The organism is Streptomyces caeruleatus (assembly GCF_001514235.1).
Taxonomy (GTDB): domain Bacteria; phylum Actinomycetota; class Actinomycetes; order Streptomycetales; family Streptomycetaceae; genus Streptomyces; species Streptomyces caeruleatus.
The window spans coordinates 129846-148893 of the sequence record NZ_KQ948935.1; the positions used below are offsets into that span (position 1 = coordinate 129846).

The following is a 19048-nucleotide window of genomic DNA, read 5'->3' on the forward strand; positions in this document are numbered from 1 at the left end:
GACCCGCCACCGCGCCGCCCGATCACCCGCCTCTGCCGACTCCCCGCCGCGCCCCCCACCCCGCGCTGCGCCTGGCCCACCTCGCCGCGCGACATAATTGAATAGACGACAAAACCGGCATAAGCCTTCTTTACCGCCCGGTCACAATGCGTTCGTGATCACGCAACACCCTTCCTTCACAGTGGCTGCATGAGTCGAGACATATCCGATGTGACGCGGGCGAAGCACGGGCGCCCCGTGCACCACTGGCGACGCAACGCCATCCAACTGGCCGCCCTCCTTACGGCGGTGGCCGTGGTCGACGGCGTGACGCACCTGATCGGGAACGGGCCCGACGGACCGGCCCTGCTGCTGGTCCCGGCGACGGCGCTGGCCGCGGCGGCGGGGTTCCACTCATGGTGGTCACGCCGCCACGGTCACGCACCGCCGACGAGCGATACCGGTGCCCGGCCGCCCTCCGCGGAGCAGGCCGGGCCGTCGGAGCAGTCGCGGGAGACGTCCGCGACGGTGTCCGAGGAGAGCGCGCTGTGGCGGATGCGGACGACGGTGAAGGACGCGCCGGGTTCGCTCGCGGCGCTGTGCACGGCGCTCGCCCGGCTGCGGGTGGACATCCTCAGCCTCCAGACCCACCCACTGGCGGAGGGGACGGTGGACGAGTTCCTGCTCCGTGCGCCCGGTGGGGTCGCGGCGGCCGAGATCACGGAGGCGGTGTCGGTGGCCGGCGGTGCCGGGACCTGGATCGAGCGGGCCGACGCCCATGACCTGGTGGACGCGCCGACCCGGGTGCTGGGCCTCGCCACCCGTACCGCCCTGGACGCGGCAGAACTCCCGCTGGCACTGCGGCAGTTGCTGGGGCGGTGCACCATCCGTTCGCTGCCCGCGGTGCCGGCCGGGGGCGGCCGGGGTCCGAAGGCGGTTCCGGTGGAGGGGGCGCTCGAGGAGACCGTGATGCGGCTGCGGGCGCCGGAAGGTGGAGTGATCACCGTGGAGCGGCCGTATCTGCCGTTCACGCCGACCGAGTTCGCGCGGGCGCGGGCGCTGGTGGAGCTGGACGCCCTGCTCGGCCCGCGCGTGCCGGGCAGCGAGGACGTGCTGACGCTGCCCGAGGGCAACGACATCACGGTGCGCCGGGTGGACACCGGTGACCTTCGGGCCGCGAAGGAGATGCACGGGCGGTGCTCCGCGCGGACGCTCCGGATGCGGTACCACGGGCCCGTCGGGGACGCCGACCGCTATCTGAGCCACCTGCTCAGTCCGAGGTTCGGGCGGACGATCGCCGTGCAGACCGCGTCGGGGCGCATCGTCGGGCTCGGTCATCTGTTGTGGGACGGGGACGAGACGGAGGTCGCGCTGCTTGTCGAGGATACGTGGCAACGGCGAGGCATCGGCGCCGAGTTGCTGCGCAGGCTGGTGGGGATGGCGGTGGAGGCGGGATGCGAGAGCGTGTACGCCGTGACGCAGTCGTCCAACACCGGGATGGTCGCGGCGATGCGGGGGCTGGGGCTCCCCCTCGACTATCAGGTCGAGGAGGGGACCCTGGTCATCACCGCGCGGTTGGCTCCGCCGGTTGAGCCGGAGGGGGCCGTGGGGGTTGTGGGGCGCTTGTCCGGTGCGGGTGAGTTGGGCGGGGCCTCATCGCGTGAGGGCCGTAAGGGCTAGGCCCGGGCGGCGGCTGCGGGTTCATTGTGGCTGGTCGCGCAGTTCCCCGCGCCCCTGTGGGGGGGTTAAGCCCGGGAAGCGGCTGCGGGTTCGCTGTGGCTGGTCGCGCAGTTCCCCGCGCCCCTGTGGGGGGGTTAAGCCCGGGAAGCGGCTGCGGGTTCGCTGTGGCTGGTCGCGCAGTTCCCCGCGCCCCTGTGGGGGGGGTTAAGCCCGGGAAGCGGCTGCGGGTTCGTTGTGGCTGGTCGCGCAGTTCCCCGCGCCCCTGGGGGGGTGCGCCGCCGTGCCCAGCGCTCCGGCCAGATCGGCCCACAGGTCCTCCACGTCCTCCAGGCCCACCGACATCCGTAGCAGCCGGTCGCTCACGCCCGCGCCCCGTCTGTCGTCCGCGTCGACGATGCGGTGGCTGATGGACGCCGGGTGCTGGATGAGGGTGTCGACGCTGCCGAGGCTCACGGCCGGGGTGATCAGACGGACGCCGGCGATGACCTCGTGCGGGTCGCCGTCAACCTCGAAGGCGATCATGGCGCCGCCGATGCGCGGGTAGTGCACGCGGGAGACACGGAGGTCAGCGGTGAGGCGGCGGGCGAGTTCGGCGGCGGTCTCGGAGGCGGCCCGGACACGCACGGGGAGGGTGGAGAGGCCGCGCAGCAGGAGGTAGCCGGCCAGCGGATGCAGGACGCCACCTGTGGCGAAACGTATCTGCCGGAGCCGTCCGGCGAACTCCTCGTCGCAGGCCACCACGCCCGCCATCACGTCCCCGTGTCCGCCGAGGTACTTGGTGGCGCTGTGCAGCACCAGCCGTGCGCCGTGTTCGGCGGGGCGCTGGAGCACGGGCGTGGCGAAGGTGTTGTCGGCGAGCAGCGGCACGGATCCGCAGGCGTGGGCCACGGCGCGCAGGTCCACCTCGGCGAGCGTGGGGTTGGCCGGGGACTCGACCATCACCAGCCCGGTGTCCGGACGCAGCGCGTCCGCGATGCCGGCCGGGTCGGTCCAGGTCACCTCCGAGCCCAGCAGCCCGGCGGTGAGCAGGTGGTCGCTGCAGCCGTACAGCGGACGTACGGCGACGACATGGCGTAGGCCCATCGAGGCCCGTACGAGAAGGACCGCGGTCAGGGCCGCCATCCCGCTGGCGAAGGCGACCGCCGCCTCGGTGCCCTCCAGGCGGGCCAGGGCGGTCTCGAAGCGGGCCACGGTCGGGTTGCCGAGGCGGCCGTAGACGGGCGGGCCGTCCGGCTCGGCGCCGGTGGTCGCGAAGGCGTCGATGCGGGCGGCCTCGCCGCGGCTGTCGTAGGAAGGGTAGGTGGTGGACAGGTCGATCGGCGGGGCGTGCAGTCCCTGCCGGGCGAGGTCGTCGCGGCCGGCGTGGACGGCCTCGGTGGCGAGTGCTCTCGATGCGGTGCGTACGTCGTCGTACCCGTGCATACCGGCGTATGCCTCCCTGCTCGCTGGGTCCATGGAGGGGAAGACTGAACAACGGGCGGGGCTCTCGGGCGGAGCCCCGTGTTACGTTCGGCGTATGGCCGAATCTGTCGTACTGGATCCGGTCGATCTGCATCTGCTGCGGCTCCTGCAGAACGACGCCCGGACCACGTATCGCGACCTCGCCGTGCAGGTCGGGGTGGCGCCGTCGACATGTCTGGACCGGGTGACGCGGCTGCGCCGTTCGGGCGTGATTCTCGGCCATCAGCTCAGGCTGGACCCGGCCAAGCTGGGCCGCGGGCTCCAGGCGCTGCTGTCCGTGCAGGTCAGACCGCACCGGCGGGAGTTGGTGGGGCCGTTCGTGGAGCGGATCCGGGTGCTGCCGGAGTCGCTGACCGTGTTCCATCTGACCGGTCCCGACGACTATCTCGTGCATGTCGCTGTCGCGGACATGGCGGATCTCCAGCGACTGGTGCTCGACGAGTTCACCTCCCAGCGGGAAGTGGCGCGGGTCGAGACGCGGTTGATCTTCCAGCAGTGGGACTGCGGGCCGCTGCTGCCACCCGGCGCGCCGGAGAACAAGCCCTCAGCGAAATCCGGCTGACGCGGGCGGGCACCGGCGGAACCGGGCTGACGCGGCGGCGGTCTCCGTACGAGGATGGCCCGTATGTCTGATACCCACAGCCCGCTGCCCCGTGAGGTCGCCGACGCGTATGTCGACGAGCTCATCGCCCTTGATCCGATCACCGGTACGTATCTCGGTGTGAAGGAGAGTTCGAGCCGGCTCCCCGACCTCTCGCCCGCGGGCCAGAAGGCAGTCGCGGAGCTCCAGCGGGCCACCCTCGCGCGACTCGACGAGGCAGAGCGCGCGCCCGGCGCGGACAGTGACAGCGAGCGCCGGTGCGGGCGCCTGCTGCGCGAGCGGCTCACCGCGGAACTCGCCGTGCACGAGGCGGACGAGGGCCTGCGCTCGGTCGGCAACATGGCCACGCCCGCCCACTCGGTCCGCGAGGTCTTCACCGTCACGCCGAGCGGGACGGACGAGGACTGGGCCGCCATCGCCGAACGGCTGCGCGCGGTGCCGACCGCGTACGCGGGGTACCGCGAGTCCCTCGCACTGGGTCTGGAGCGCAAGCTGTACGCGGCTCCGCGGCCGACCGCCACGTTCGTCGAGCAGCTCACCGAGTGGTCCGACACGGGCGAGGGGCGCGGCTGGTTCGAGGACTTCGTGTCTGCCGGGCCGCAGGCGCTGCGCGCGGAGCTGGACGAGGCCGCCCGCGGTGCGACGGCCGCCGTGGTGGAGCTGCGGGACTGGATGCGCGACGTGTACACGCCGGCCATCGAGGGCACGCCGAACACGGCGGGCCGCGAGCGGTACGCCCGCTGGGCGCGCTACTTCAACGGCACGGACCTCGACCTCGACGAGGCGTACGCCTACGGCTGGGCCGAGTACCACCGGCTGCTCGGCGAGATGAGGAAGGAGGCGGAGCGGATCCTTCCGGGCGCCGCGACGCCGTGGGTGGCGCTGGCGCACCTCGACGAGCACGGCAAGCACATCGAGGGCGTCGACGAGGTCCGGGACTGGCTTCAGGGCCTGATGGACGAGGCGATCGAGAAGCTGGACGGCACGCACTTCGAACTCGCCGAGCGGGTACGGAAGGTGGAGTCGTGCATCGCCCCGCCCGGCGGCGCGGCGGCCCCGTACTACACGCCCCCGACCGAGGACTTCTCACGTCCGGGCCGCACCTGGCTGCCGACGATGGGCCTGACCCGGTTCCCGGTGTACGACCTCGTCTCGACCTGGTACCACGAGGGCGTGCCGGGCCATCACCTCCAGCTCGCGCAGTGGGCGCATGTCGCCGGGAACCTCTCCCGCTACCAGGCCACGATCGGCATGGTCAGCGCCAATGCCGAGGGCTGGGCGCTCTACGCGGAGCGGCTGATGGACGAACTCGGCTTCCTCACGGACCCGGAGCACCGGCTCGGCTACCTCGACGCGCAGATGATGCGGGCGGCCCGCGTCATCGTCGACATCGGTATGCACCTGGAGCTGGAGATCCCGGCCGACTCGCCGTTCCACCCGGGTGAGCGCTGGACCCCGGAGCTGGCGCAGGAGTTCTTCGGTTCGCACAGCAGCCGTCCGGCGGACTTCGTGGAGAGCGAGCTGACCCGGTATCTGACGATTCCGGGTCAGGCCATCGGCTACAAGCTGGGCGAGCGGGCCTGGCTGCTGGGCCGGGAGAAGGCCCGCGAACGGCACGGCGACGCCTTCGACCTCAAGGCCTGGCACATGGCCGCCCTGTCCCAGGGCTCGCTGGGCCTGGACGACCTGGTCGACGAGCTGTCCGCGCTCTGATCAGCGCTGGAAGCCTCCCTCGGAGTTGATGACCTCACCGGTGATCCAGCCCGCCTCGTCCGTCGCCAGCCAGGCGATGAGGCGGGCCGGGTCGTCCGGCATGCCCCACCGGCCGGCCGGGAAGGCGGCCGCCACCGCCTCGTACGCCTCGCCGGTCAGGTAGTCCGTGTCGACGGGGCCGGGGTTGACGGTGTTCACCGTGATCCCCTGTCCGGCGAGCGTGGTCGACAGGGAGCGCGTGATCGAGGCGAGGGCGCCCTTCTGCAGCGCGTAGGCGATCTCGCCGGACATGCCGCCCGCGATGTCCTGACCGGAGGTCATCATCACGACGCGTCCGCCGGGGCCGGCCGGCCTGAGCCGGGCGTGCGCCTGAACGAGGAGCACTACGGCGCGTGTGTCGACCGCCCAGTGCGTGTCGAGCATCGTGGCGTCGATCTCGTCGAGGGTGCCGTCGGAGCCGCTGACGGCGTGGTTGGCGATGAGGATGTCGAGCCGTCCGCCGAGCGCCTCGGCGGCCGTGGTGATCAGTTCGGCGGGCGCGGCCGGGTCGGAGAGGTCGCCCGGGCCGGCGAGGACCCGGGCATCGGGGTCACCGAGCGCCTCGCGGACGGAGGCGACGACCTCCTCGGGCCGGTCGGCTCCCCAGGGCATGGCGGCGTCGTGCGGCACATGGTGGTGCAGATAGACGCTCGCCCCGTACGCGGCGAGCCTCCGAGCCACGGCGTGCCCGATGCCGGCGCGTCTGCTGGCCCCCGTGACCAGAGCGGTCCGGCCGCGCAGGGGCAGGGGGTCGCGACGCAGGTCTTCGGGGGTGGGGTGAGGGAATCGGGGCATGACAGACCATCATGGGGAACGGCCGGTTCCGGCGCACCTGGTTATTGGGGTGCGGCACCTGGCTATTGGGGTGCGGCACCAGGTTATTGGGGTGCGGCACCTGGTTGCTCGGGGTGCGGAACCTGGTTATTGGGGTGCGGCACCTGATTGCTCGGGGCGCGGCACCTGATTGCTCGGGGCGCGGCACCTGGTTGCTCGGGGCGCGGCACCTGGTTGTTGGGGGCGCGGCACCTGGTTGCTCGGGGCGCGGCACCTGATTGTTCGTAGTGGCCCGCCGGGCACCGATCCGCGCGGCGTCTGCTTATTCGGGGTGCGGCAACCGCTCCAGCTGGACCAGCCCCAGCCACGTCTCTGGTCCGGGCTGCACCTGCGCGGCGCGCACGGCGTACGCCCCCGGCTCCAGGGCCACCCGCAGATGCTCGGTCCGTCCGGTCTCGGGTCCCGGCCAGGCGGAGTCGAAGAGGACCACCGCGCCCGGTACCTTCCAGCGCACCTCGCGTTCCCAGACAGCGGTGGCGAGCGCGGCCGGAACCCGGGCCAGCAGTTCCGCTTCGGAGTCGGCCGCGCACCAGCGTACGAAGACGCCGTGGTCGGGCAGATAGGCGGTGGATGCGGGCTCGTCGCCCAGCACCAGGGCCGCGCTGTCGCCCACGGGCAGCAGGCCGACGGACCCGTCGACCTCGCAGGCCCGGTCGTAGTCCGAGGCGGTCTCGTCGCCGTCGGCGCCCGCCCAGAACGGCAGCACCGTCTCCGGTATCGCAATCAGGGGGCCGCCGCCCGACTCCACCCACTCCACCGCGCCCGGTTCCGCGTATCGCACCATGGCAGCAGAACCTACACGCACAGCGGGCTCACCGGTCACCGTGCCCAACCAGCGGATCAGCAGCCGCAGTTCTCCGCGTCCACCGGAGCCGTCAGCGGGTCGGCGGCCCGCCGCGCACCGCCCTCCCAGGTCTCGTAAGCGAAGCCCTCGCGCGCCCAGTACTCGAAGCCGCCGAGCATCTCCTTGACCTGGTAGCCGAGTTCGGCGAGGGCGAGGGCGGCGCGGGTCGCGCCGTTGCAGCCGGGACCCCAGCAGTACGTCACCACGGGCACGGACCTGTCGAGGAGCTGCTCGGCCTGTTCGGGGATGAGGGCGGTGGGGAGGTGGATCGCGCCCGGGATGTGGCCCTGGTCCCAGGACTCGGTGGAACGGGAGTCCAGGACGACGAAGCCGGGGTCGCCGTCGGCCGCCAGTGCGGCGGCGACGTCGGACACGTCGGCGTGGAAGACGAGGCTCGCCCGGAAGTAGGCGGCGGCCTCGGCGGGGGCGGCGGGGGCGACGCGCAGAACGGGGTTGGCGGTGGCGGTGGCGGTTGCGGTGGCGGTGGCGGTGGCAGCGTTTGTCATGCCCACCAACCTATGGCCGATGATCCACTTCGAGAAGGCGCGATCCCCGGCGCCGCTCTTGATCCACCGGGGATTCCCCTGCTACTCCTCCCCCATGACCACGTTTTCCCCGGACGCCACCGACTGGCGCATCCTCGACGTCCTCCAACGGGAGGGCCGGGCCAGTTTCGCCGAGCTCGCCCGTGCCGTGTCCATGTCCGCGAGCGCGGTCACGGAGCGGGTGCGCCGGCTGGAGGAGGCGGGCGTCATCCAGGGGTACGCCGCCGTGGTCGACCCCGAGCGGCTGGGGCTGCCGATCCTCGCCTTCGTACGCCTGCGGTATCCGAACGGCAACTACAAGCCCTTCCACGACCTGGTCGCGGCGACGCCCGAGATCCTGGAGGCCCACCACGTCACGGGCGACGACTGCTTCGTCATCAAGGTCGCGGCCCGCTCGATGCGGCACCTGGAGGAGGTGTCCGGGAAGATCGGCACGCTGGGCTCGGTGACGACGAGCGTGGTGTACTCGTCCCCGCTGCCCAGGCGTCCGCTCGGTCAGTGAGCTGCCGGGGATGTCGATCCGCTCGGCTCTTCAGCTCGCGTCCGCGGCCGTGGCCGTGGCTGTTGCCGTTGCCGTTGCCGTTGCCGTTGCCGTGGCTCTGACGGTGATCCGCGCGTAGTCGTACCCGCCCGGCTCGGGCGACGGGTTGTAGGTGATCGTGAACGTCCGCCGTACCTCGCCGAACCGGTCGGAGTACGTCACCTCGGACGGGCCGGCGCGCTTCGGCTCGGCTGTGACGTCGTACGTACGCAGGAAGTCCTCGACGCTCGAGTCCTGGCTGTCGCCCACCTCGTACCGCAGCACGGCCGTGCCGTCCTTCTCCACCTCGGCGTAAGTCGGTACGTAGAAGCGCCCCGCGGGTTGATGCTGGTCGTGGTGCATCCCCGCCCTGCGCTCCACAGCCTCCTGCGGCCCGTCGCCGGCCGGCGTGAGCAGCACTACGGCCGCCCAAGCGATCACGCCGAGCGTCCCCACCGCGCACAGGGCCGGCAACCACACCAGCCACCCGCGCCGACGCGGCCTCGTGGGGGACGTACGCGTACGCGTACTCACCCGTTCCACGCGATCCGGGGACCCCAGGCCGGTGCTCGGAGCGGACACGGGTGACCCGGAATCGGGCTCGGTACTCACGGCTTCCCCCTGTGCCGAAGCGGGCCCGCTGTGGGGCAGCACGTCCCAACGACTGTGCGATCACTCCTGGTGGGACCCTAGCCGCAATGGGGCCGGGCAACCGAGTCGCGCCCGGAACGGGCTCGGAGCCACCGGTTCCTACGGCGTGGGCCGCAGTCGGACGGGCACCGTGCGGTGGCCGTTGACGAGGAGGCTCGCCACCGGTTCGAGCTCTTCGGGGTGTACCGCCAGGGCCATGTCCGGGAAACGGTTGAACAGGGCGGGGAGAGCGGCCCGGGCCTCGGCACGCGCCAGGGGTGCCCCGAGGCAGAAGTGGGCGCCGTGCCCGAAGGCCAGATGCTGCTTGTCCGCCCGCTTGACGTCGAACACTCCCGCGGTCGCGCCGTGCAGATTCGGATGGCGGCCGGCAGCCCCGTACGAGGCGAGGATGGCCTCGCCCTGGCGGATCTCGATCCCGTGCGGCAGCCGGATGTCCTCGACGGCGTACCGCAGGGGCAGGTGGCTGACGGGCGCGGCGTAGCGCAGAGCCTCCTCGATCACGTCGTCCCACGACGCTTCCCCGGCACGGACGTGAGCGAGCTGGCCCGGGTCGGAGAGCAGAGCGGTCACGGCCTGATCGAGCAGGTTGACGGTCGTCTCGTAGCCGGCGCTGATGACGAGGAGCAGCGTGTCCAGGAGTTCCTTCTCGTCGAGGACGGAACCGTCGCCCTCGTCGTCACGGGCATGGATGAGCGCCGACGTCAGGTCCTCGCCGGGCGTGTTCCGCTTCGCCGCGACCAGTTCGGTGAGGATGGCGTACAGGGCCATGGTGTTGGCCGCGGCCTCCTGCCGGTCCAGCGTGGTGTCGAAGACGCCGTCGACCAGGACGCGGAACCTGGGCCAGACGTCCTCGGGCAGGCCCATGAGGTCACCGATGACCTGGATGGGCAGCGGGAAGGCCAGCACCTCCCGCAGATCGACGACCTCGCCGGGCCGGTGCCGGGCCATCTGGTCGATGAGGTGAGTCGTGAGCTGTTCCAAGCGCGGCGCCATCTCCGTCGTACGCCGACCGCTGAACGCCTTGCTGACCAGGCGCCGCAGCCGCCGGTGCTCGTCGCCGTAGGCGGTGAACATGTTGTCCACCCCGACCCACAGAGTTAGCGGCCACTTCTCCGTGACCTCACCGCTGATGAACGCCGGCCAGTGCCGACCGGCGTCCTTGGACACCCGCGGATCGTTCAGGAGGCTCTTGAGGACGGCCGGGTCGCTGACCGACCAGGCCGTGACGCCGAGGATGTCCACGAGGGCGGCGGGCCCGGCGGAGTGCAGGGCGGTTTCCTCGGCCTGGCGGGCGCGGCCGGTCGGGTCGAGAACGAGGGGCACGGTGCGGTCCACGGCAGCTCCTTAAGCCGGCGCGAGAGGCGGGAGTCGAGCGGCGTGTGACGGGCGGGCCCGAGTGATGTCCCACCTCGGCATGCGTCAGCCCCCCGTCCCTCCCTCATCTGTTCCCGTTGCCGCACCGCCGTACTGGAGGTGATGTCAGCCAAAGTTCAGGAAGTGCGCTACTGAGGGAGCTTCACGCAGGTGGTGGGGGGAGTGCACTCGCTGTTCCTCGTGTCGCGGCTGGGTCCGGATGCCGAGATCATCGAGGCCGCCCGGAGGGCGGGCGTGCAGCACGTGGTGCTGGTGTCGTCCATCACCGCTCAGACCCATCCGCACCTGGGCCCCGCCGGCGAGAACCTCGCGGTCGAATTGCTGCTCAAGGACAGCGGCATGGACTGGACGATCCTGCGGCCGACACAGTTCGCCACAAGGAGCGGACGTATGCCCTGACCGGTCCGGAGCCGGTGACCGCCCGGCAGCAGGTCGAGGCCGTAGCAGCAGCAATCGGGCGGAGCGTTCCCTTCATCGAGATCAGTCGGCAGGAGGCTCACGCCCAGATGGCCGCGGTCTTCGGGGACGAGGCCGCGGACGCGGTGCTCGACGTCACCGGCAAAGACGTCAACGACGCACTGCTGACGGTGCGCAACACCGTTGCGCAGGTCACCGGCTCCCCGGCCAGGCCCTTCCGGCAGTGGGCCGCGGAGAACGCCGACCTCTTCCGCTGACACACCCGGCCCGTCAGGGCTGGCCACAGCGGACTGATCCGTGGGCGGGTTCCCATGCCGGTCCGCCCAATCGGGTGACCGGCGCCGGAATGTGCCACGGGCGGACCGGTGTGGTCCTACGGTCCCCGTATCCCGGCCGCGCGCAGCCGGACGGTGCCGGGCGGAAACGGGGGCGGTCAAGTGGGGTTGCGTCAGCGCGGGAAAGAGGTGTGGCGGGACTCGGTGCCGAGCGCTGCCGCCGGCCTGGTTTTGGACCTGTGCGAGGAGCTGATCGACGGCTATGCCCGGCGTCGCGGCCCGATGCCGGTAGTGGTCGTGCACGCGGCCGGACAGGCCCCGGAGAGCCGACACGACCAAGAGGTCAGGGAACTCGTCGAACTCGTGCACCGGGCACAGAAGCCACGATGGTTGCTGTCTCGCAGAGTGGCCCCGCCCACCGACCAGGACGGCCTGCCGACCTCGTCGAATTCCCCGTCCGGCGGCGAGCCCGGCCTGGACCACCGGGCGTATGCGGCGGCGACGGCGCTGGTGAAGAATGTCGCTGAGGGGGTGTGGGAAAACCACAACCGCTCCCAGTACCGCCCGTACGGCATGCCGCGGTCACAACTGCTGGCCGCACTCGATCAGGCTCTCAGTGAACAGGCCGACACCGGCGATGGGGTGCCGGACGCTCGCGCTGTCGTGGCCACACTGGCGGAACGGCGCTGGCAGCCCAGCCCCCGGCGCGAACCCACCGGGTTCTGGCGGATGCTGGGAACGACGCTGAGTCCGACCACGGCGCTGGGCGCGGCGGTGGTGGCCTGCTTGGGGGTGCTGGCCGCGAAGCTGGACTCCTGGCCGCTGACATTCGCGATGTTGACGGTCCTGCTGGTGCCGGCGGCCGGTTACTGGATCCGGCGCTGGATGCCACCGCTCTCGATGGGCTCCGGCTGCCGCTGGTTGGCCACCACGACCTTCCCCCTGACCTTGAGTACCGAGGCACCCGTCTGGTCGCTGTGGCATCCCAGGCTGTCCCGGGCCACGCTGGAGGAGCGCGCCGTCGAAGTGGTCCGTCAGATGCTGACGGCGGCCGGATTCAGCGGCACGGCGGACGCCGGGGAGGGAGTGTCCGCCCAGGATGCGGCGCGCCAGTTCTGTCTGCAACTGCGCACTCTGGCCCTGCTGGAGGATCTGCGCGAGAACCACCGGCCGGCCTGGGACCTCAGACACCGCAAGCGGACGGTCCCCCCGCTGCTGATCATTCCCCGGGCCAGTCGGGACAACGGCGCGCTGCCGTTCCTCCGAGCGATCAGTGACGTACGCAGCCGACGCAGTGAGCAGGATCCGCTCCTGGTGGTCGCCGGGGTCGGCCACGGCGACCTGGCCGGCCTGCGTGAGCGCACCCCGCTGCCGCTGCCCACGCCGGACGCCTACCGCCGCGACCCGGCCAAGCTCTACGAGACCTGGGTGGAGCGCAGTCTGCGCACCGGCCAGGCACCGAGCATGAACGCCGCTCTGCCGTGGGTCATGCCGGTGGCTCTGACTGGGGAACTCCTCACCCCTTACAACCCGAACGCCGAGATCCATCGACGCAGCACCTGCCGCGTACGGCGCAGTCCCTGGCTCCTTTGGTCGCGGTGGACCCTGGTCGCTGGGTGTGTCCTCACCACGACCGGTGCGGCGACCTATTACGACGGCCTGACGGACAGCTACTGCGGCGGCCCGGAGGTCGTGTGGAACCGTGACCTCGTACGCAAGGACGGTGAGTGCGTCGGGGTGGTGACCGGCTCCCCGCTGCCTGTCGACGAGAAGGCCCGGGAACTCGGCGCCGGGGGGAAGAAGATCGGTCTGAAGGAGCTGCAGGACAGGATCGCCGAGGCAAACGAGGCCCTGGCCGAGGACAAGCCGTACGTAACCGTCGTCTTCGCGGGCGCGTTGACGGCGCGGCCGCCCGACCTCGGCGAGGCGGACGACGTGGTGCGCCAACTGGCCGGGGTGTATCTGGCCCAGCGTCGGATCAACGATCCCAAGCAGACCAACGACTTCCTCCAGATGAAGGTCGTGATCGCCAACGGCGCTCAAGGCATGCAGCACCAGAAGGACATGGCCGCCAGGATCGTCGCCTACGCCCGCCGCGACCCCACCGTCGTGGGCGTCGTCGGCATGGGGATCCACACCCGCACCAGCGAGGCAGCCCTCGGTGAACTCCAGAAGGCGGGTCTGGCTGTGATCGGCACGACCAATTCCGCCACGCATCTGGCCGAGCGGTACCACAACTACGTGAGCCTGGCCCCTACCAACAGCGCGCAGGCATCCGCCCTGACGGCCACGCTGGGTCAGGCCCAGCAGGGGGACGCGGTGGTCTTGGTACCGCAGGAGCCGGGCGGAGCCAACTCCACATACAGCGCCGACCAGGCCACATCAGCCGAGAAGGCGCTGCGGGACGCAGGATTCAACCGGCCGAAGCGGATCTCATACCCGCTCCGCGGCACCAGTGGGGTGCTGGACGCAGCCGCCCGGTCGATCTGCCAGGACGGGATCGGTGTGGTCTATTTCGCTGGCCGATCGAGCCACATCGCCTCTCTGATGACGGAGTTGGGCCAGCACACTGGTTGCGGCGACAAACAGCATCCGGTGACGGTCCTGTCCGGGGACGACATGACCAAGAAGCCGTTCAAGGGCGCGAACCTCACCTTCCCCGAGGGCGTCCGGCTGCGCTACGCCTCCCTCACCTACGAGAAGCAACTCAAGAAGCTGCTCCTTTACGGCATCGCGAAGCAGGCGTTCGGTGCGCCGCGCATGCCTACCTGGCAGGACGAACTCTTCACCGACGGTTTCGCCGCTCTGTCCTACGACGCTGCGTACGCCCTGCACGAGGCCGCACAAGACGCCGGGGTTCCCGGCTACGGCAGTGCGCCGGCCGTGCTGGCAGCACTGCACTCGGTCGACTTCAGCGGGGGAGCGACGGGGCACATCAGTTTCCGCAACGCGGACGTGGCCGACCCGGACCTGCGCGGCCACGGATTCGGGCTCTACGAGGTCACCCAGCCGGGCACGGGAGCGACGCTACAGGTCGAACTCCTCGGCGGTCGCCCTGCCGGCCTTCTCCCCCTCAAGCAGGCGAATTGCGGGCAGCAGGATCAGGAAGCGCCTGCTTCGTCCGCGACAGGAGGTTCGTGAGGCACGCGCCGACGGACCTTACGCCCCCCGCTGCCGCAGCGCCGACCCCGACCTCCCCTTCACGACCTCCAGCTGCGCGTGGATCCGCCGCCGCAGATCGGCGACATGGCTGACGATGCCGACGCTGCGGTCGCGCTCGCGCAGGGAGTCGAGGACGTCGAGGACCTCGTCGAGGGTCTGGTCGTCGAGGCTGCCGAAGCCCTCGTCGATGAAGAGGGTGTCGAGGCGGACTCCGCCAGCCTCGTCGGTGACGACGTCCGCGAGGCCGAGGGCGAGGGCGAGGGAGGCGAAGAAGGTCTCGCCGCCGGAGAGGGTCGCCGTGTCGCGCTCGCGGCCGGTCCAGGCGTCGACGACGTGCAGTCCGAGGCCGCTGCGGCCCCGGCCGGCCCGGTCGTCGGAGTGGACGAGGGTGTAGCGGCCGGACGACATGCGCTGCAGACGTGCGGTCGCGGCGGCGGCGACCTGTTCCAGGCGGGCCGCCAGGACATAGGACTCAAGGCGCATCTTGCGTTCGTTGTCCGCCGAGGTGCCCGCGGTGAGGGCGGCGAGGCGGGCGACGCGGTCGTACTCCGCACGCAGCGGGGCGAGTTGGCGTACGGCGGTGGTGGCGCGCGCGGACAGCCGGTCGAGTTCGGTGCAGCGCCGGGCGGCGGCGTCACGCGCGGAGGCGGCGTCGCGGACCCGCTGGGCCGCCGCTGAAGCGGCCCGCTCGGCGGTCTGGACGTCGGCGGGCGCCTGCTGGGCGGCGGCCGCGGTGTCGGTTTCGGCGAGGACGGCTCGTACGGCGGCCTCCTCCGACTGCCAGGCGTCCAGCCGACGTTGCAGCTCGCGGTGCGCGGCGTCGTCGAGGAGTGCGGCGGCCGCGGCCTGCGGGGTGTCGAACCCGGCGCGGAAGGCGGCGTCCGCGAGGCGGGCGTCGGCGTCCTTGAGCCGCTGGGCGGCGTCCTCCGCGGCGCGCGCGGTGTCGGCGGCGTCGGTGAGCAGCTGGGCCTGCCGCTCCAGTTGGGCGGCTCGCGCGGCCACGCTGTCGGCGGCGCCCCGGGCCTGGGTCAACTCCCCCTCCAGCGTGGCCCTTTCCCGGTCCAGGCGCTCACGGTGCCCCACCCGGGAGGCCACCCTGACCGCCGCCTGCTGGCGGTCGGCGGTGCGCCGCTCGTACTCCGCCTCGGCCCGGCGCAGCTCCTCGTGAGCCGGGTGCAGAGCGGACGCGTCCCGGCGGGCCTGCGCGTAGCGGCGCTCCAACTCCTCGTACTGTGCGGCGAGTTGCCCGGTCGACGCGTCCCCGGCCTCGGCGGTGGCGGCGGCCAGTGCCTCGCGTACGACGCCCAGGTGCCGTTCCTTCTCGGCGTGCTGCTCCTCCGCCTGCTGGTAGGCGGTCAGTGCGCGCTCCTCCGCCTCCCGGTCCACGTGTCCGGCGTCCTTGCGGGCGGGGGCGGGGTGGTCGGTGGCGCCGCAGACCGCGCAGGGCGTGCCGGTCTCCAGCTGGGCGGCCAGTTCGGCGGCGATGCCGTTCAGCCGCCGCTCCTTGACGTCGAGCCAGTGCGCCTTGGCCGCCAGGACCCGTTGGTGGGCGAGCCGGGCCTGGTCGGCGGCCGTGTCCGTGTCGCCGGCCAGCTGGTCGCGCAGCCGTGCGGCGCCGAGCCGCTGCTGGGCGGGGTCGCGCTGGACGGCGAGCTGCTCGGCGCGGGTCGCGGCCTGCTGGGCGGTGTCGATACGGGTCTGGAGCGCGGCGCGGCTCTCCTCCCACCCGGCGAGCCAGTCCTCGGCGTCCTGGAGCAGGCCCTCGTCGGCCCGTTCCTGCCGGTCCAGTTCGTCGCGCTCGCCGACGAGGTCGGCCAGCCGCTGCTCGGCGCGGCGGGCGGACTCCAGGCCGCCCAGTTCCTCGGCGGCCCGGCGCGCGGCGGCGGCGAGGCGCTCCGCCGGGAGGGCCGGGATGGGAAGTGCCGCGGTCTGTCGCTGGTCGTCTGCCGCGCCGTCGTGGCTGGTCTCGCCCACGCGGCGGAGCCGCACATCGACACGGCTCGCGCCCCTTGCGGGCGCTGCCGAACCGGCGGCGATTCCGATCCCCGTGTCCACATCGGCGAAGGCTGCCCGCAGTTGGGCACGCGCATCCGCCTCGGCGGCGGCTGCCCGCCGGTGTTCGATGTCGGCGGCCTCTCGCAGTTGCAGGGCCGGTGCGACCGTCTCGGCCTTGCGGGCCCGTTCCATGCGGGCCTGGGCCTCGCGGTAGGCGGAGGCACGCGACTCCAGCAGCCTCGCCCGCTCCCGCGCATCGGCGAACCGCCCCTGGAGTCTGGCCACTTCGCGTACGTCGCCCAGGGCCCGGTCGGCGGCGGCCTGCGCGGATTCGGCGGCGAGGAGGCGGCAGTGGGCGACGGTGAGCTGCTCGCGGGCGGTGCTGCGGGCGACCGCCGCGGCGCCGAGGACGGTGTCCGCCAGGCCCGGCTCGCCCGGTGCGAGGTCGGGCAGTGGCATGGCGTCGCCCGCCGCCTGCTGCATCCGGTGCGCGTCGGCGAGCAGCGCGGCGTCACCGTCCCGTACCTGGGCCTCGGCGGCACGTCGGCGCTCGGCGAGGCGCTTTTCGACGTCGGCGAAGCGGTGGGTGTCGAAGAGGCGGCCGAGCAGCCGGCCGCGGGCCTCGGCGTCGGCGCGCAGGAAGCGGGCGAAGTCGCCCTGGGGCAGCAGCACGACCTGGCAGAACTGCTCCCGGCTCATGCCGAGCAGCTGGGTGATCTCCTCGCCGATCTCCTGGTGCGAGCGGCTGAGGTCCTTCCACGCCGCGGCCTGCGGGTCGTACTCGCGCAGCCAGCTCTGCGCCTTGTCGAGCGTCGTGCCGGTGCCGCGCTTCTTGGGACGCTCCCAGGGGGGCTGCCGGGTGACCTCCAACCGGCGTCCGGCGACGGTGAGTTCGAGGCGGACCTCGGTGCGGGTGCCGGCCGCGGCGTGGTCGCTGCGCAGGGTCATGCCCTGGCCGCTCTGGCGGGCGCCCGGCACCGAGCCGTAGAGGGCGTAGCACACGGCGTCGAGGACGGAGGTCTTGCCGGCGCCGGTCGGTCCGTGCAGCAGGAAGAGGCCGGCCAGGGACAGCGCGTCGAAGTCGACGCTCTGCGATCCGCCGAAGGGCCCGAACGCCGTCACGTCGAGACGGTGCAGCCTCACCGCGCCACCTCCCTCACGGCCTCGTCGGCCCGCACCGCGTCGAACGCGTCCCGCAGGACACCCTGTTCGTCCTGGTCGGGCCCGGCGCCGCGCACATGCGCCACGAAGTCCTCCGCGATCTCCTGGTCACTTCGCCCGGCGAGCCGCCGCGCATAGGACACGTCGGGGTCGTCGGGCGCCCGCTCGGGGGCGAAGACGAGGCTCAGCGTGTGCGGGAAGCGCTCGGCGAGACGGGCCATCGGGTCGGCGGGGCGCACCGTGTCCGTGAGCGTGGCCTCGACCCACGCCTCCTCGTGCCGGGCGAGCCCGGGGTCGGCGAGCAGTTCCTCCAGCGTCCCCCGGATCCGGGCCAGCGCGCGCGGCACCGGGCAGTCGACGCGCTCGGCGGTGACCGCGCCATCGGCGTCCAGGTCGACGAGCCACATGCTCTTGCGGTGCTCGGCCTCCGAGAAGGAGTACGGCAGCGGCGAGCCGGAGTAGCGGACGCGCTCGGTGATGGTCTGGCAGCCGTGCAGATGGCCCAGCGCCGCGTAGTCGACGCCGTCGAAGACCCCGGCGGGCACCGCGGCCACCCCGCCGACGGTGATGTCCCGCTCGCTGTCGCTGACCTCGCCTCCGGTGACGAAGGCGTGCGCGAGGACGACCGACCGCGTGCCGGGCGCGCGTGCGGCGAGGTCGGCGCGCACCCGGTCCATGGCCGCGGCGAGCACGGCCTCGTGCCCCGCCTTCTCGACCCCGAACGCGTCCTTCACCAGGGCGGGTTCCAGATACGGCAGCCCGTAGAAGGCCACGTCGCCGAAGTCGTCCCGCAGCACGACCGGCGTACCGCACGCCGCCGCCTCGGTCCGCAGATGGATGCCCGCACGGTCGATCAGCCCGGCACCGACGCCGAGCCGGCGTGCCGAGTCGTGGTTCCCGGAGATCATCACCGTCGGCACACCGAGGTCGGCGAGCCGGTGCAGCACGTCGTCGAACAGCTCGACCGCGGCGAGCGGCGGCACCGCCCGGTCGTACACGTCCCCCGACACGACGACGGCGTCCACGCGGCGCTCCCGCACGGTCGTGACCAGGTGGCCGATGAACCCGGTCTGGGCGCCGAGCATGTTCACCCGGTGGAAGGCCCGGCCCAGATGCCAGTCGGATGTGTGCAGAATTCTCAAGACGCCGCTCCGACCCGCACGCTTCCCCCTACCTCACCTGGACCCGGCACCAAACGGGCACGGCCCTCGCTTTCCGCACCGACCACGCTAACGCCTGCCGGCACCTGGACCATCACGGGCTTCGGACTGCCCTGGACATCTGCCCTTGAATATCCCTGGATGTCCGTAGATATCCGCAGAGTTCAGCGACGACCCAAAAGCTTGTGAGCGCTTGCTGCCCGCACTATGAGCAAACGATGTCAGCGGGCGGAACGCGGCATCCGGGCTGCTCTCGACGAGCTGCGGCGTCGGCTCCACGGGCCCCGTCCCGGTCGGCGCCCCGGCCTCCGGACTACGCGCGGACAGCCGGACCGACTACGCCCACCTGTACTTCGTCGGCCCTTATGGCACCCAGGCCGTCCCCCGCGAAGTGGACGCGCCCGCCACCCCGCAACAGGCCCTCGACCTCCTCCTCAAGGGCCCGCGCGGGTCGCCGGCGGTGCCGTCGACCTCTACCTTCCGGTGCCGGTGGCGAACATGAGCGGCGGCGGTCTCGGCCTCGGTCAGATCATCTGCACGGCGGCCAACGCGGCCGTACCAGGCGCCGGACAACCCACCGAAGTGGACGTACGGGTCCATGAGGAGGGTTACGCGACGGCGTGGGCCGTGCGGTGCG

At 72.1% G+C, this 19048-nt stretch carries 13 protein-coding genes and 1 pseudogene; 6 read left to right on the plus strand and 8 right to left on the minus strand.

Going from position 1 to position 19048, the window contains the following annotated elements; genetic code table 11:
• The first annotated feature begins 189 nt into the window (after positions 1–189).
• On the plus strand, positions 190–1659 hold the full coding sequence (locus tag AQJ67_RS32345; RefSeq protein WP_079056291.1) for a GNAT family N-acetyltransferase: 1470 nt from the start codon (positions 190–192) through the stop codon (positions 1657–1659).
• A gap of 204 nt (positions 1660–1863) precedes the next feature.
• Here AQJ67_RS32345 and AQJ67_RS32350 read toward each other — a convergent pair whose 3' ends face one another.
• A complete protein-coding gene (locus AQJ67_RS32350; RefSeq protein WP_425264194.1) occupies positions 1864–3114 on the minus strand; it encodes a trans-sulfuration enzyme family protein in 1251 nt (416 codons plus the stop codon).
• 61 nt (positions 3115–3175) lie between these two features.
• On the opposite strand from AQJ67_RS32350, the gene AQJ67_RS32355 reads away from it, so the two are divergent.
• Positions 3176–3682, plus strand: a complete 507-nt coding sequence (locus tag AQJ67_RS32355; protein WP_062722901.1) for an Lrp/AsnC family transcriptional regulator — start codon at positions 3176–3178, stop codon at positions 3680–3682.
• A 63-nt stretch (positions 3683–3745) separates the two neighbouring features.
• Positions 3746–5434 carry a DUF885 domain-containing protein gene (locus AQJ67_RS32360; protein WP_062722902.1) on the plus strand — a complete coding sequence of 563 codons (1689 nt, stop codon included), beginning with the start codon at positions 3746–3748 and terminating at the stop codon, positions 5432–5434.
• Here AQJ67_RS32360 and AQJ67_RS32365 read toward each other — a convergent pair whose 3' ends face one another.
• The 3 genes from AQJ67_RS32365 to AQJ67_RS32375 all read right to left on the minus strand — a co-directional run bounded on the left by AQJ67_RS32365 (position 5435) and on the right by AQJ67_RS32375 (position 7657).
• Positions 5435–6268, minus strand: coding sequence for an SDR family oxidoreductase (locus AQJ67_RS32365; protein WP_062722903.1), 834 nt, complete (start codon positions 6266–6268; stop codon positions 5435–5437).
• Positions 6269–6569: 301 nt separating this feature from the next.
• Complete coding sequence (locus AQJ67_RS32370) at positions 6570–7091, minus strand: immunity 21 family protein (RefSeq protein ID WP_062722904.1); 522 nt, start codon at positions 7089–7091, stop codon at positions 6570–6572.
• Positions 7092–7147: 56 nt separating this feature from the next.
• Positions 7148–7657: a rhodanese-like domain-containing protein gene (locus AQJ67_RS32375; RefSeq protein ID WP_062722905.1), complete on the minus strand. Its 510-nt coding sequence runs from the start codon at positions 7655–7657 to the stop codon at positions 7148–7150.
• Between the two features lie 94 nt (positions 7658–7751).
• On the opposite strand from AQJ67_RS32375, the gene AQJ67_RS32380 reads away from it, so the two are divergent.
• Entirely contained in the window at positions 7752–8198 is a 447-nt protein-coding gene (locus tag AQJ67_RS32380) for an Lrp/AsnC family transcriptional regulator (RefSeq protein WP_062723023.1), read from the plus strand.
• A 30-nt stretch (positions 8199–8228) separates the two neighbouring features.
• On the opposite strand, the gene AQJ67_RS32385 is transcribed toward AQJ67_RS32380, so the two are convergent.
• Together AQJ67_RS32385 and AQJ67_RS32390 are read right to left on the minus strand one after the other, a co-directional pair.
• Complete coding sequence (locus AQJ67_RS32385; RefSeq protein ID WP_159058862.1) at positions 8229–8750, minus strand: hypothetical protein; 522 nt, start codon at positions 8748–8750, stop codon at positions 8229–8231.
• Positions 8751–8966: 216 nt separating this feature from the next.
• On the minus strand, positions 8967–10202 hold the full coding sequence (locus AQJ67_RS32390; RefSeq protein ID WP_062722907.1) for a cytochrome P450 family protein: 1236 nt from the start codon (positions 10200–10202) through the stop codon (positions 8967–8969).
• Between the two features lie 198 nt (positions 10203–10400).
• On the opposite strand from AQJ67_RS32390, the pseudogene AQJ67_RS45845 reads away from it, so the two are divergent.
• A pseudogene (locus AQJ67_RS45845) lies at positions 10401–10915 on the plus strand (NAD(P)H-binding protein); the annotation flags it as partial.
• Between the two features lie 222 nt (positions 10916–11137).
• The gene (locus tag AQJ67_RS32400; protein WP_159058863.1) at positions 11138–14074 is read left to right on the plus strand and encodes a type 1 periplasmic-binding domain-containing protein; all 2937 of its coding nucleotides are present in this window, start codon (positions 11138–11140) and stop codon (positions 14072–14074) included.
• 18 nt (positions 14075–14092) lie between these two features.
• On the opposite strand, the gene AQJ67_RS32405 is transcribed toward AQJ67_RS32400, so the two are convergent.
• Together AQJ67_RS32405 and AQJ67_RS32410 are read right to left on the minus strand one after the other, a co-directional pair.
• Positions 14093–17233, minus strand: coding sequence for an AAA family ATPase (locus AQJ67_RS32405; RefSeq protein ID WP_062722910.1), 3141 nt, complete (start codon positions 17231–17233; stop codon positions 14093–14095).
• Entirely contained in the window at positions 17230–18393 is a 1164-nt protein-coding gene (locus AQJ67_RS32410; protein ID WP_062722911.1) for an exonuclease SbcCD subunit D, read from the minus strand. Before AQJ67_RS32410 ends, AQJ67_RS32405 begins: the two co-directional genes overlap by 4 nt.
• Between the last annotated feature and the right edge of the window lie 655 nt (positions 18394–19048).